Genomic DNA, 14,178 nt, shown 5'->3' on the forward strand with positions numbered 1-14,178 from the left:
CGTGAAAGGCCTCCCGGTCGCGTTAGCCCCGTGTAATCCCGGCGCGAGACCGACTATCAGCAGCTGCGCACTGGGATCGCCAAATGCTGAAACCGGCAAACAGCGGTATTCGGGAAATCTATGCTTCTGTTCAATCCGGTAAGCCGTAAGACGCGGACACTGTTGGCAGTCTTGCAGGATGCTCACTGCCGATCAGTCCGAGTTTGCGAACTCGACCATCCCCTGCTGTACCGCTATCTTAATCAAATCGACCTCATTGTGCGCGCCCAGTTTTTCCAGCAGGCGCAGACGGTAGGTGCTGATGGTCTTGGGGCTAAGACACAGTTTTTCGGAAATCTCGGCATTGGTTAAACCGTGGGAAATCATCAGCATTACCTGGAATTCGCGTCTCGACAGACGGTCGACGGGATTGTGTTCGTTCCCGGGTAACAGGGATAAGGCCAACTGCTGTGCGATACTCGGCGCTATATAAGCGCCGCCATTATTGACCTGGTTTATTGCAATCAGCATTTCTTCGACACCGCAGTCTTTGGTGAGGTAACCCTTGGCGCCGATTTCGAGCATGCGTTTAGGAAACGTTTGCTCGTTATGGACAGTTAGCACGATTATTTTTTGGCCGGGGTCACGCTGCAAGATACGACGACATGCCTCGACGCCACCGATACCCGGCATACTGACATCCATTAATATGACATCCGGGTTTAGCTGCTGGGCGAGCCTGACGCCTTCTTCACCACAGTCGGCTTCACCGACGATACTGACTTGATTGCTGTCTTCCAGCAGGCGCCGAATCCCGGTACGCACCAGCGCATGGTCGTCGGTGAGTAAAACGCTTATCATTATTTGTAACCAGGTAATCTGAGATCATCATATCACAGCTTTCCTACTGCATGTAGTCCAGTGTCAAGATACCTAGTAACGCAATAATACTGATCCCCAGGTAAAGCCGCCGCCAAATGCTTCCAGTAACACGAGTTCGTTTGCCTTGATACGACCATCGCGCACTGCAACATCAAGCGCCAGCGGCACCGATGCGGCCGATGTATTGCCATGCTTGTTAACGGTTACGACAACCTGGTCCATCGACATTTTCAGCTTTTTAGCGGTCGCGTTAATAATCCGGATGTTTGCCTGATGTGGCACCAGCCAGTCGATATCCGATTTAACCATGCGATTAGCGGCCAGGGTTTCGTCGACGATGCGGCCCAGCGTGTTGACAGCCATTTTAAACACCTCGTTACCTCGCATTTCGACAAAGCCTCTGCCCTGTTTCACCTCGTCGAAACCGTCCCCAATACCGTGTGGCACCCACAACAGGTCCTCATATTTGCCATCGGCATGTATATGTGTTGATAAAATTCCAGTTTCTTCGCTCGACTCGAGGATCACGGCACCTGCGCCATCGCCAAACAGTACGCAGGTCGAGCGATCCTGCCAGTTAAGAATCCTTGAAAACACTTCCGCGCCAACCACCAGCACTTTGCTCGCACTGCCGGTTTTTATAAACTTGTCGGCAACCGCCAGGGCGTAGATGAATCCGGTACAGACTGCCTGGATATCGAATGCCGGACAACCGTGCAGGTCCAGGCGCGCCTGCAGGATACAGGCCGAGCTTGGAAAGATCTTGTCGGGAGTAGAGGTCGCCAGCACGATCAGGTCGATTTCAGCGGGATCAATTCCTGCTGACTCGATCGCGAGTCTCGAGGCTTTTTCGGCGAGATCAACCGTGGTTTCATTTTCCGCCGCAATATGGCGCTGTTCGATACCGGTTCGCTCACGAATCCACTGGTCGGACGTTTCCACGATTTTTTCCAGGTCATGGTTCGTCATAACGTTTTCTGGCAGGTAACTGCCGGTGCCGGTAATACGGGAATAGATCACGAGACGGCTTCCCCGACCTGTTCCAGGTAGCTCTCGATCGCACTGGAGATTCGTTGCGGAACCTTATTCTCGATCTCGAGACTGGCGATCTTGATGGCATTCATGAACGAACTCGTGTCGGCGCTGCCATGGCTTTTGATAACAATACCATTCAGCCCTAGCAGGCTGGCGCCATTATAACGGCGCGGGTCAAGTTTGCGTCGAACGGAAGACAATACGGGTAACGCGCAAACGCCAGCCAGTTTTGTTAGCCAGTTGCGCTTAAACTCATCGGCCAGCACGTAATTGATAAAAGCCGCCAGACCCTCCGCGGTCTTAAGCGAGACGTTACCGACAAATCCATCGGTTACAATTACGTTAACGGTACCCTTGTAAATGTCATCACCTTCAACAAATCCATAATAGTTTAGCCTGCTTTCGGAGATTAGCTGGCTGGCCCTCTTCACTGACTCGCTGCCTTTGACTGATTCTGAACCGATGTTCAATAGCCCGACCGAAGGATCCTTGATTCCCTCAACCGATTGCGCCAGTACCGACCCCATCAACGCGAATTCGGCAAGATTTTCGGGGCTGCATTCCAGGTTAGCACCGAGGTCCAGCATATGGGTGTGTCCATTGATGCCCGGCAAGGTGGTGCAGATTGCAGGTCGACTTATTCCCCGTATGGTTTTTAAGACAAACTTGCTGGTAGCCATCAGGGCACCGGTATTACCCGCACTGACACAGGCTTGCACCCTGCCCTCCTTGACCAGGTCGATTGCTACCCGCATCGAAGAATCTTTCTTCTTTTTAAGCGCGATGGCGGGCAGTTCATCCATGTCGACAACCTGGGAGGCGTGGTAGATCTCGACCCGATTATCGTTACTTAGACCGTGCGTCTCGAGTTCCAGCGCGAGTGACTCCTGATTGCCGACGAGAACCAGTTCAAGGTCGGGAATCTCATTCAGTGCCAATCGCGCCGCAGCCACGGTTACGCTGGGGCCGTGGTCGCCGCCCATGGCGTCAAGCGCGATAATTTTTGGTTCCATTTAGCCCTGTTGGAAACAAATACGGGCGGTTGTCGCCGCCCGTACTCAGTGATTGAACTCGCCGTTTCTACTCGTCATCGTCTTCGACGATTTTATCCGCGATTACCTGGCGGCCCTTGTAGTAACCATCGGCACTGATATGGTGTCGACGGTGGATCTCGCCGGTTGTGGGTTCAACCGCCAGGGTTGCGCTTCCCAGTGCATCGTGGGAGCGTCTCATACCCCGTCTGGACGGGGTTTTGCGACTTTTCTGAACAGCCATCAGTATATCTCCAGTTTTCTTAATCGGTCGTTTTCAGTTGCTGCAAAACTGCAAACGGATTTTCTCTTGCGGGAGTCCCGGATTTCTTTCCAGCAGGCTGCCAGTTTTTATTGCAAGACCTGTTCTCATGCGCAGCTACCAGGGGTATTGCCAGTATCAGCTCATCTTCAATTATCTCGATAATGTCGATATATCCATCATGACTATATACCGTATCTTCGTCGCTTTGGCTGACAATATCATCGCTGGCGTGAATCAAGAGTTTGAAATCGAGTTTCAACGGCCATTCCATTGCCTTGAGACATCGCTGGCATTCCAGCTCAAGACTGGTTTCCAGCCCGCCCGTAATCATTGGAATACCGTACTCGTTGCGTAAGAACTCGAATCGAATGGCTATCTCGCGGTCCGCCTGGTCAGATTCTCCGCCATGGAGCAGTTCGACCAGACGCCCGGTTTCTGATAGCGATATTTCTCCCTGGAAACAGCCGTTTCGGGTCACTTCCTTTTGAACCTGATAGCGCCTACGCAACTTGTCCCGCATAAGGCGGCGATTCTACATGTTTGTGGATAACATTGTCTATTCAATTCGCGGTGAAAATACAGGCGGATAATGTATTCAATTCGTGCTTGTAATATACTGCGCCACCGTTACCAGACTCTTCCAGACGCAGGCCCCGGTCTGTCCGGATTTTTACAGGAACTATACCCAGTGCAAACTCAGATAATACTGGCCAGCGGCTCCCCTTTTCGCAAGCAGCTGCTAGATCGATTACAGCTCGATTTCGTCTGCCTTTCTCCCGATATCGACGAGACTCTCAAGCCAGCTGAGGATGCCCGCAATTACGTTTGTCGACTGGCAGAATCGAAGGCAAGGCAGGTAGCGGCAGATCATCCGGATGCGATTGTCATTGGTTCTGATCAGTGTGCGCTGCTGGGTACAAAAATACTGGGTAAACCGGGATCGCACGAAAACGCCCTGCTACAGTTGCAGGAGGCACAGGGAAAAAGCGTGATTTTTCATACCGGCGTCTGCGTACTGCAGCTGTCATCTGGATTCAATGCGATAGAGGATGTCCTGTTCGAAGTTGAATTCCGTAGCTTAAGTGATCGGCAGCTGGAGCATTATCTCCACGTCGAGCAACCCTACCAGTGCGCCGGCAGTTTCAAGGCAGAAGGCTATGGTGTCTGCCTGTTCAAAAAAATGCATGGTGATGATCCGACGGCGCTGATTGGATTGCCCCTGATTGCATTGACAGAGATACTGGAACGCGCCGGAGTAGCGGTCGTCTAGCGCGGTTAACGAAATCCTGACCCGCTAGTTAATGGCCATATTGCCCAGTAAGTACTCGCTGATTTTGCGTCCTGCACTGCTGCCGATGCGGGCTGCAATTCGTTCCAGCAGGTTGGCCTTGGGCGTGAAATCAACAATCTGTTCCGCTTCAAGTTCCCGCGCAATACTCTGCGTGGTGCCGTAGGCATCCACAAGACCCAGGCCGAGCGCCTTTTCACCGCTCCATATCAAGCCGCTGAAGATATCCTCATTGACAACGAGGCGGTCTCCCCTGCCGCGCTTGACTGCCGCGATAAAGTGGCCATGTACCTCATCGAGCATCGATTGCAAATGGGCCTTCTGTTCACTTTGCTCTGGCAGGAATGGATCGAACAGACCCTTGTTTTCTCCCGCAGTCAAAAGCCTTCTCTCGACACCGATTTTTTTCATCAGTTCGACAAATCCAAATGCATCCATGCGCACACCGATCGATCCCACCAGGCTCGATTGATTGGCATAAATTTTATCGGCTGCCGCGGCGACGAAATATCCACCCGAAGCAGCAATATCAGCGACTACCGCGTACACGGGTATCGATTCGTGTTTCTGTTTCAGGCGCATGATTTCATCGAAAATATAAGCGGCCTGAACCGGAGAACCGCCCGGCGAATTGATTTCCAGGACGATTCCGGCGGTATCATCGTGTTTAAAAGCCGCTTTGAGCCCGGCAATCATGTTTTCGGAACCGGCCGCTTCCCCACTGGCGATGACCCCGGAAAGCTTGACCAGCGCGGTATGCTTTTTCCCATCAACCGCCAACGACCTGTCGCTGGTATCGGCAAAGAACATGATTGTTACGACGCTTAGATAGACGATGAAAAACAGCATGAAACCGACTCGCCAGCGACGTGCCCGGGTTTGCTCTTTTATCGCCGCAAATACCAGGCGGTCAATAATTTTCTGGGCCTGCTTGTCATTACCTGGACCGGAATTATCGCTGTGCGTTTCGTTTTCTGTCATCGTGCTTCCTGTTTCAATAGTTGTGCGTGGTTAAGCCATTGTCTGCAGCGCCGATGAGCTGCTCGAATTCTGTGGGTAATGGAGCGTTGACCACCAGTTCGGGTGTAAATTTGCTGTGGGGCAGTTCGAGGCTTGCTGCATGCAGCATCAGACGATTAATTTTACGCCGGCGCATGGCGCGGTTAAATTCAATATCACCATATTTATCATCACCCGCGATTTCGTGTCCCTGGGACTGGCAATGCACCCGGATTTGATGCGTACGGCCGGTTACAAGTTCCACCTGGATTAAACTGAAACTGTTACCGGTCTGTAATAGCTTGATTCGACTCAAGGCCTTTTTCCCATTGCTGTCAACCTGCATCCGCCGCTCCCCGTTGGGAAGGACTATTTTCTTCAGCGCGAGTTTAATCTCGCGAATTTCCTGGGGCCATCGACCCTTGACTATAGCGCAATATTTCTTGTTGAGTGTTCCGTCGCGCAGCGCCGCTTGAACGTCTAGCAGCGCCTGTCGATGTTTACTCAGTAGCAGGCAACCACTGGTATCACGATCGAGCCTGTGCACCAGCTCGATGGCGTCGTCGGGTCGCAGCAGGCGCATCGCGTCGATGACGCCGTAGTCCACCCCTGAACCGGCGTGGACAGCGAACCCGGCGGGTTTATCGATAATGATAATATGCCCATTCTCAAAAAGTATGTTGCGTTCCAGATTTTCGACCAATCGCTTCGACGGCTGTAGCTTGTCGCGTGAACCGGTTGCCAGAAGTAACGGTGGAATTCTGACCTGATCGCCAATCTTCAGTTTGTATTCCGGTTTGCAACGCTTCTTGTTAACCCGTACCTCACCTTTCCTGATGATTCGATAAATGCGGGTACGGGGAACGTTGTTGAGCTGTTTGAACAGGAAGTTGTCGAGCCTTTGTCCAAGTTGAGCGGCAGAGATCTCGATCAGGCTGACGGGACTTTTTTGTGGTTTATCTGAACTCAATGGATGGCAGTTGGCAGAAACTGTGTTATATTCCCTGCCGTAGCATTGTACTGCCTAAATTCCAGGCAAAACACTACCAAATCAGTTTTTTCAAGGGAAGCAAAGGCCCCAGGGCCTGTTTCCCAAATGAATTAGTCCGGAGCCGGCGCCGTATAAGTGTCTGGGTTCAGGGCTCTCAGTCACACAAAGGCCAATGCACTGCCTCATACACAGTTTTGTTCTGATCAATAATTTCCTCATCACAATCGGTTTACAGGGACCGGTGTGCATGGGCCTATTGCCCGCACAGATAAAAAAGGAAACACAGCTGTCAGAACAAACAAATCGCAGCAGCTGGCTATTCAAGCAAGGCAACAATATCAATGAAAAGAATCTTAATAAATGCCACCCAGGCCGAAGAGCTCAGGGTGGCGATGGTCAATGGCCAACAACTTTACGACCTCGATATCGAAGTACCCTCTCGAGACCAGAAGAAGTCAAATATATACAAGGGTAAAATAGCCCGGGTCGAACCCAGCCTCGAGGCTGCTTTCGTTAATTACGGCGCCGAACGTCACGGGTTTCTTCCATTCAAGGAAATCGCCAAGCAATACTATGGCGATGCACCGCGGGACAATAACGGCAAACCCATTCTTAAAGACGCGCTCAAAGTAGACCAGGAGATCATCGTCCAGGTCGAAAAAGAAGAGCGCGGCAACAAGGGCGCCGCGTTAACTAGTTTTATCAGTCTGGCCGGCAGGTTCCTGGTTGCAATGCCGCAAAACCCACGCGCCGGCGGAGTATCCCGGCGAATCGAGGGCGAAGACCGTGACGAGCTTAAAAAAACGCTTTCAGAATTGACAATGCCGGAGGGCATGGGCGTCATCGTACGGACTGCCGGCGTTGGTCGCTCCACCGAGGAAATGCAGTGGGATCTTGATTATCTGACCCAGGTCTGGACTGCAATCGAAAAGGCAGCTGGAGAAAAATCTGCGCCGTTTCTGATTTACCAGGAGTCAGATATCGTCATTCGGGCTTTACGCGATCACTACCGAAACGATATCGGAGAAATACTCATCGACTCCAGGCAGGCCTATCAACAGGCCCACGATTTCATGTCAATGGTAATGCCAGGTTCGATTAACAAGCTCAAACTGTTCGAAGACAAGTTGCCGCTGTTCAACCGTTTCCAAATCGAGAACCAGATCGAATCCGCTTTTGCCAGGGAAGTCAGATTACCATCTGGCGGCGCTATCGTAGTCGATCATACCGAGGCTTTAATTTCGATTGACGTTAACTCTGCCCGTGCCACCCGGGGCGGCGATATTGAAGAAACCGCGAAGCAGACCAATCTCGAGGCGGCCGATGAAATCGCACGCCAACTGAGAATTCGTGATCTGGGAGGCCTTATCGTGATTGATTTCATCGATATGATGCAGAATCGTAATCAGCGCGAGGTAGAAAGCCGGTTACGCAACGCGGTCTACGATGATCGTGCACGTGTACAGATTGGGCGCATTTCGCGCTTTGGATTGCTTGAAATGTCACGTCAAAGACTGAGACCCTCACTGGAGGAGTCGAGCCAGATCGTCTGCCCCCGGTGCAGTGGTCAGGGCACGATACGTGATGTCGAATCGCTTTCGCTGGCTGTATTACGCCTGCTGGAAGAGGAGTCCCTCAAGGATAACACCGGTAAGATTCTTGCCAAGATGCCGGTCGAATGTGCGACCTATCTGCTCAATGAGAAGCGTGAAAAGATTGATAGTCTCGAGCAGCGACGCGAAGTGCATATCGTGGTTATTCCGGATCCAAGACTTGAGACGCCGCATTACGAAATCGAACGCGTCAAGGATAACGACACGCATCGTCACGAATCAAACTATAAAAAGTCTTACGAGATGACCACGCCCGAACAACCGGTCGACCTCGTCGAGATGGCGAGCAGTAATATCTCCACCCCGGAAGCTGCAGCCGTACAAAGTATAACGCCCCCTACGCCAAGACCCGCAGCGCCTCCCCCTGTTAAAACTTCCTCTGGCGAGAGCGGCTTTCTTGGCAAGATTGTCAATCTGCTGACTGGTAGTGGTGATAAACCCGCGGAGCCTGTCGAAGAAACGCCGGCAAAAACTGCTACCCGTCCGGCTCAGAGCGGAAATCGGGGTCGCCGGGGTAAGTACCGCGGTGGACAAAATCGGCAGCGTAGTAATGCATCGGCAACAAACAAGGGTGCAGGCGAGAAAGCCAAGGATCAAAGTGAAACCGAAAAATCCGCAGCCGCAGAAGCCAAACGCACTAACCAGCCACGCACGGGTCGCTCACGCAGTGGAAATCGCGGTGGAAATCGAGGCAATCGGGCTCGTCAAAAGGATCAGCAGGCGTCATCTGAAAAAACTCCTGTCGCGGACGGCAAGCATCAGTCACAAACCCGCTCGGAACAAGATGGCAATCGTCACCCGCGACAAAAGCCTGACGTGGATGGAAATCAAAATCAGACTGCTAAATCCGAGGAAACTGGAAAGGTCGAAGCGGGCAAGACCAAGGCTCGAAAAGCACCTGCCAAAAGCAGTCGCAAACCTAAAAAGGCTGAGGCAACCGATTCGAGTCTGCCCGGGCAATCCGAAAAGACAACGGACGCTAAGCCTGCAACCACAAAAAAAGCGGCTACCGGCACAACGAAATCCCATACTGCCCGAAATGGGGAAAAAGCAGACTCTGCAGCATCCGAACAGAAAGCGGAAAGCAAGCCGACCTCAGGGGTTGAAACCTCGGAGTCAAAGTCTGGCGTGGATTCCTCGGCACACAATGCCGCTCCATCCAGTTCAACGGCTGTCGGGCAGGATTCGTAAAACGACAACTCACCCTTGCTGGCCGTGGCCGGGGTGAGGCGTTAACTATTTCTTGAGTTCCTTGAGGATTTCGTCGGTGATATTGACTGCATCGCTGGCGTAGGCAATGCTTGCGTCAGTAAATATGAAGTCGTACCCATTCTTGTTGCCATAATCCTGGATAACCGTTTTTATCGAAACCTGCACCTTCTGTAATAATTCTCTTTGCTTTGCCTGCAAGTCTTCTTTCAGCGACTGTTGTTCAAATTGAAAACGCCGCTTGTTCTGGATTATGTTGTCCTCGGCCTTTTTTTTCTGTTCGTCACTCATTACCGCACTATCGGTTTTATAGGTTTTTTCCATTTGCTGGATTTCCTGTGCAAGTTTTCGCAGGCTCTGCTCGCGGTCGCCAAACTGGCTCTGCAATTCGGCATTGGCCTCTATCGCTTGCGGCGACTGTTCAAGCAGTACCTTGGAGTTGATGAATGCCGTTTTTCCGGCTGCGTTCAGGCCGACGCTGACCAGCGTCAGTAAAAGAAATGCTGTAATTTTCATGTATAGATGTCTCTTATTAGTTAATCGTTGATTCCTGATCTTGCAACCTTTGCTGGAGCAGTTTCTCGATATTCTTGGTGTCCTCGAATAGCTTCTTGATGGTATCCGGAGAATACGGATTGCCGATGTCTCCTGGATTATCAGTTTTTTTAGCGGTTGAGCCTGTTTCTTCCGTCTCGTTTTCTTCGGGTGGAAGTTTTACCGACTGAATCACGTTTGCATTGGGATCGAAACCCTTGAGTGTAAACTCGACGCCATCAGGGGGTGGCTCAGTTGTAAACTGGACATTTCCATCGGCATCGTACCATTTATAAAATACATCCTTGCCGTCAAGATCTTCATCTGAACCAGCCTGGATTGAATTGCCTGAGAATTTAGGCAAATCAGGCATCGAGAAGTTCGGCATCGACAGATCCGGAAAACTTAAATCCGAAAAACTCACCATGGTATCTCCGTTATCGTCCTTTAGAATCGTAAAGGGCAACAGCAGCGCGATGAATAATACTGCAATCATAATCTTCGTGAATAGCTTCATCTGGATTTCCAAATCCGTAAAGTAATGCGAAGAGTATAGCTTTTTAACCTCGAATTTCAGTTATGCCGTGCATATAAGGCAGCAGTATCTCTGGAATCCTGACACTGCCGTCGGCTTGCTGGTAGTTTTCCATGATGGCAATCAGGGTCCGGCCCACTGCGAGTCCGGATCCATTCAGGGTATGGACCAGTTCGGGTTTGCCAGTTTCCGGATTGCGCCAGCGTGCTTTCATTCGGCGTGCCTGGAAATCAGTCATATTGCTGCACGAAGAAATTTCGCGATAAGCATCCTGACCGGGTAGCCAGACTTCCAGATCGTAAGTCTTGGTCGACGCAAAACCCAGGTCGCCACCACAGAGGATAACCTTGCGATAGGCAAGCCCCAGTAATTTCAGGATCGTTTCGGCATGCCCGGTTAACTCTTCGAGGGCATCCATCGATTTTTCGGGTTCTACAATCTGCACCAATTCTACTTTCTCGAACTGGTGCTGGCGGATCATACCGCGCGTATCTTTACCATAAGAGCCTGCCTCGGAGCGGAAACACGGTGTATGGGCAACAAATTTTAGCGGTAGCTCTTTTGGCTCCACGATACTGTCGGCGACAAAATTCGTCACCGGCACCTCGGCCGTTGGTATCAGGTAGAGGTTGTGATTTTCAGCATCAATATGGAACAGGTCTTCCTTGAACTTGGGTAGCTGGCCGGTGCCGATCAGTGTTTGCTCGTTAACCAGGTAGGGCGCGTACGCTTCGACGTAACCGTGTTCGAGTACATGCTGGTTTATCATAAACTGTATCAGGGCGCGGTGCAGCGTGACCAGAGGCCCTGTCATGGTCACGAATCTCGAGCCCGCAAGTTTGGCCGCCCGTTCGAAGTCCATACCACCCATGGCTTGACCCAGTTCAATATGGTCTTTGGGTTCAAAATCAAATTGCGGTTGCTCACCCCACTGCAGTATTTCGGTATTATCGGCCTCGCTATCTCCCGCTGGTACGGAATCGTGGGGTAGATTTGGAATACCCAGTAACAGGCTATCGAGCTCATTCTGCAGCGTGCTTAATTCTGTTTCAGCTGCCTTTAACTGGTCGCCCAGTTCTGCCACTTCATCGAGCAGGGGCTGGATGTCATCACCTTTCGATTTTGCTTCGCCGATCGCTTTGGAGCGGCTGTTGCGTTCACTCTGCAGATTTTGAGTGGACACCTGCAGGGATTTGCGGCGTTCCTCGAGTTCGCTGAAGGCAGCCACGTCAAAAGTAAAATTCTTTACTTTCAGTTTTTCGACGACGCGGTCGAGATCGGTACGTAGTAATTTTGAATCAAGCATTTCTAGATTATTTGTTTTGCAACGAAAAGGCCCGCCCAGGCGCCGAGAATACACAGTATCACGCTAAATAGAACATAGATGATGGCTTTAAACATCGCCTCGTTTCCCGCGAGCTGCAGCGTGTCCATGGCGAAGGTCGAAAAAGTCGTGAACGAACCGAGGAATCCGGCCAGCAGACCGATTCTGATTTCTTCGCTGACGTGAAAACGATGCACCAGCAGTACCGATAAAAACCCCATTACCAGCGATCCCAGCAGGTTAACCATCAGCGTCCCATACGGGAATCCCTGTCCGAGCCATTGGTAGGTCGATGCCGACATCCAGTAACGAGAGACGGCACCGAGCGAACCGCCCGCAGCGATTGCGAGGTAGATAGACATTTCAGGTTTGAATTAAAATACGATATTGTACCAGCCATCTGGAAAGATGCACCCGCAACGGCACGAATAAAGCGTCCAGGCCATTTTTATTATTTCTTTGACCAAATCAGAATCTATCAAAAAGATCGGGCTTGAACTGGGATTCCAGCAGGTCGGTATTACCGATGCCCATCTCGATCCGCATCATCGACACTATGCAGAATGGATTGCGCGTAACTATCACGGTGAGATGGGCTATATGGCACGTAACGTACACAAGCGCCTGCACCCATCCGAATTGGTCGCGGATACATTGTCGGTGATCTGTGTCCGTCTCGACTACCTGGTCGATGAGGCGCGAAACCCGCTCGACCTGCTTGATCACCCTTACCTGGCATACGTTTCCCGATATGCACTCGGTCGTGATTACCACAAGCTGATGCGCAAGCGCCTGCAGAAATTTGCCGACCGAATAAAACAGGCCCATGGCAGTATGGGGTATCGCGTGTTTACCGACAGCGCCCCGGTTCTCGAGAAAGCACTCGCGACCAAGGCTGGGATCGGTTGGCAGGGAAAACACAGCAATATCCTGCATCGCGAGCATGGTTCCTGGTTTTTTCTGGGTGAAATCTATACTGATATGGTGCTCGAAATCGATGATCCGATCGACAATCATTGCGGCCGCTGCACCAGTTGCATTGACGTCTGTCCGACCGCGGCGATAGTTGAGCCCTACTGGGTAGATGCAAGACGCTGTATTTCCTATCTGACCATCGAGCATCGTTCTGAAATCCCGGTGGAATTTCGCCAGGCGATTGGTAATCGAATATATGGTTGCGATGATTGCCAGCTGGTGTGTCCCTGGAATCGCTTTGCAAAATATACCGGCGAAATCGATTTTCAGCCACGCCACGGGCTCGACCATATTTCCCTGATGGATTGTTATCGTTGGTCAGAGGCCGACTTCATGCATAAAATGGAAGGTTCGGCAATTCGACGTATCGGCTACCAATGCTGGTTGCGTAATATAGTGATTGCGCTTGGAAACGCCGCCCGGGACCCACATATAGAATCGATACTAAAGCAGGATTATGCTCAACACAGTGGTTTCTTACAGCACCACCTTGACTGGGCGATTCAACAACAGCAGGGCAAATCGCAATGAAGCAGTGGCAAGAATTCGAAAGTAAGCAGAGTAGCGCGCAAGCCGCTAACGATTTCATCTGCGCCGTTGACGAAATCGGATTGATCATGGTCAGTGGTGCGGATGCGACTGACTTCCTGCAAAACCAGCTCAGCAACGATATCAACCTGATTGATGAATCCCGTTACCAGTTGAGTTCCTATTCGACACCCAAGGGCAGGATGCTGGGAGTATTTCGAGTAATTCGGGTCAGCAACGGTTACCTGCTGCTGACGACCGCGTCAATAGTGGTACCGTTACTCGAGCATCTCTACAAATACATCGTACAGTCACAGGTGACGCTGGCCGATGCCAGCAATTATTTTGCCCGTTTTGCGGTGCAAACAGGAAACCCGGAAAATGTCGGGAAAACATCGACACCGGGCGGGCCGGGTACCGTAATGCAAACCGAGAGTATGATTACATTGCAGCTTGAGCCGCTCGGGTCCCAGCGTCGATTCCTGCTGATGTTCCTGTCTGCCGATGAGGCAATTGATTTCTGGGAAAGCCTGGCCGGGAGTTTACAGGTTGCCGGATACTCGTCCTGGCATCTGTCCGAGATCAAGGCGGGGATTCCAGTGATTTACCCTGCAACGGCCGGGGAATTTGTGCTACAAATGACGAATCTCGGTGCTCTGGGCGGTGTCAGTTTCGATAAAGGCTGCTATCCCGGCCAGGAAATTGTCGCGCGCATGCAGTATCTCGGAAAACTCAAACGGCGCATGTTCCTGGCTCGCATCGAGACTGATACGCTGCCGGCTCCAGGTGATGACCTGGTCACGCCGGGCAAGACCGTTGCTGACGGCAGCGGCAAGGTCGTCGATGCCGAGTTCGACCTGGATGGAAATTGTCATTGTCTTTACATCGCACAAATTTCAAAAGCGGAGTCCGGCAGCCTGCAGCTGTTGAAACAGCCTGGATCCAGAATCGATAACGTCGATTTGCCTTACGTGCTCGAGATTTAGCATT

16 protein-coding genes are annotated in these 14,178 nt (G+C 51.5%); 4 read left to right on the forward strand and 12 right to left on the reverse strand.

Going from position 1 to position 14,178, the window contains the following annotated elements; all coding sequences use genetic code 11:
• The 6 genes from OES20_14115 to OES20_14140 form a co-directional block, all read right to left on the reverse strand.
• Positions 1 to 135: uracil-DNA glycosylase (locus OES20_14115; protein MDH3635831.1), on the reverse strand; the 135-nt coding region annotated here is incomplete at its 3' end.
• A 57-nt stretch (positions 136 to 192) separates the two neighbouring features.
• Entirely contained in the window at positions 193 to 840 is a 648-nt protein-coding gene (locus tag OES20_14120; protein MDH3635832.1) for a response regulator, read from the reverse strand.
• 72 nt (positions 841 to 912) lie between these two features.
• A complete protein-coding gene (locus OES20_14125) occupies positions 913 to 1,881 on the reverse strand; it encodes a ketoacyl-ACP synthase III (GenBank protein MDH3635833.1) in 969 nt (322 codons plus the stop codon).
• Positions 1,878 to 2,909 (reverse strand): phosphate acyltransferase PlsX, encoded by a 1,032-nt coding sequence (gene plsX, locus OES20_14130; GenBank protein ID MDH3635834.1) that lies wholly within the window; start codon positions 2,907 to 2,909, stop codon positions 1,878 to 1,880. Before plsX ends, OES20_14125 begins: the two co-directional genes overlap by 4 nt.
• A 67-nt stretch (positions 2,910 to 2,976) precedes the next feature.
• Positions 2,977 to 3,171: a 50S ribosomal protein L32 gene (rpmF, locus tag OES20_14135; GenBank protein ID MDH3635835.1), complete on the reverse strand. Its 195-nt coding sequence runs from the start codon at positions 3,169 to 3,171 to the stop codon at positions 2,977 to 2,979.
• 19 nt (positions 3,172 to 3,190) lie between these two features.
• Entirely contained in the window at positions 3,191 to 3,670 is a 480-nt protein-coding gene (locus OES20_14140) for a YceD family protein (protein ID MDH3635836.1), read from the reverse strand.
• A 210-nt stretch (positions 3,671 to 3,880) separates the two neighbouring features.
• On the opposite strand from OES20_14140, the gene OES20_14145 reads away from it, so the two are divergent.
• Positions 3,881 to 4,462 carry a Maf family nucleotide pyrophosphatase gene (locus OES20_14145; GenBank protein MDH3635837.1) on the forward strand — a complete coding sequence of 194 codons (582 nt, stop codon included), beginning with the start codon at positions 3,881 to 3,883 and terminating at the stop codon, positions 4,460 to 4,462.
• A gap of 24 nt (positions 4,463 to 4,486) precedes the next feature.
• On the opposite strand, the gene OES20_14150 is transcribed toward OES20_14145, so the two are convergent.
• Both OES20_14150 and OES20_14155 read right to left on the reverse strand, forming a co-directional pair.
• Positions 4,487 to 5,461: a S49 family peptidase gene (locus OES20_14150; protein ID MDH3635838.1), complete on the reverse strand. Its 975-nt coding sequence runs from the start codon at positions 5,459 to 5,461 to the stop codon at positions 4,487 to 4,489.
• Positions 5,462 to 5,474: 13 nt separating this feature from the next.
• Positions 5,475 to 6,449, reverse strand: coding sequence for an RluA family pseudouridine synthase (locus OES20_14155; GenBank protein MDH3635839.1), 975 nt, complete (start codon positions 6,447 to 6,449; stop codon positions 5,475 to 5,477).
• A 362-nt stretch (positions 6,450 to 6,811) separates the two neighbouring features.
• Between OES20_14155 and OES20_14160 the strand changes: the two genes are divergently transcribed.
• A complete protein-coding gene (locus OES20_14160; GenBank protein MDH3635840.1) occupies positions 6,812 to 9,274 on the forward strand; it encodes an Rne/Rng family ribonuclease in 2,463 nt (820 codons plus the stop codon).
• A gap of 45 nt (positions 9,275 to 9,319) precedes the next feature.
• On the opposite strand, the gene OES20_14165 is transcribed toward OES20_14160, so the two are convergent.
• From OES20_14165 to crcB, 4 genes are read right to left on the reverse strand one after another with little or no spacing between them, the layout of a single operon-like run.
• A complete protein-coding gene (locus OES20_14165) occupies positions 9,320 to 9,808 on the reverse strand; it encodes an OmpH family outer membrane protein (GenBank protein MDH3635841.1) in 489 nt (162 codons plus the stop codon).
• A 16-nt stretch (positions 9,809 to 9,824) separates the two neighbouring features.
• Positions 9,825 to 10,355, reverse strand: coding sequence for a DUF4124 domain-containing protein (locus OES20_14170; protein MDH3635842.1), 531 nt, complete (start codon positions 10,353 to 10,355; stop codon positions 9,825 to 9,827).
• A gap of 31 nt (positions 10,356 to 10,386) precedes the next feature.
• The gene (gene serS / locus OES20_14175) at positions 10,387 to 11,667 is read right to left on the reverse strand and encodes a serine--tRNA ligase (GenBank protein ID MDH3635843.1); all 1,281 of its coding nucleotides are present in this window, start codon (positions 11,665 to 11,667) and stop codon (positions 10,387 to 10,389) included.
• Positions 11,668 to 11,669: 2 nt separating this feature from the next.
• The gene (gene crcB / locus OES20_14180; GenBank protein MDH3635844.1) at positions 11,670 to 12,047 is read right to left on the reverse strand and encodes a fluoride efflux transporter CrcB; all 378 of its coding nucleotides are present in this window, start codon (positions 12,045 to 12,047) and stop codon (positions 11,670 to 11,672) included.
• 97 nt (positions 12,048 to 12,144) lie between these two features.
• Between crcB and queG the strand changes: the two genes are divergently transcribed.
• On the forward strand, positions 12,145 to 13,191 hold the full coding sequence (gene queG, locus OES20_14185) for a tRNA epoxyqueuosine(34) reductase QueG (GenBank protein MDH3635845.1): 1,047 nt from the start codon (positions 12,145 to 12,147) through the stop codon (positions 13,189 to 13,191).
• The gene (locus OES20_14190) at positions 13,188 to 14,174 is read left to right on the forward strand and encodes a folate-binding protein (protein MDH3635846.1); all 987 of its coding nucleotides are present in this window, start codon (positions 13,188 to 13,190) and stop codon (positions 14,172 to 14,174) included. The genes queG and OES20_14190 overlap by 4 nt, the downstream gene beginning before the upstream one ends.
• Positions 14,175 to 14,178 lie beyond the last annotated feature (4 nt).

This window comes from Gammaproteobacteria bacterium, from assembly GCA_029862005.1.
GTDB lineage: Bacteria > Pseudomonadota > Gammaproteobacteria.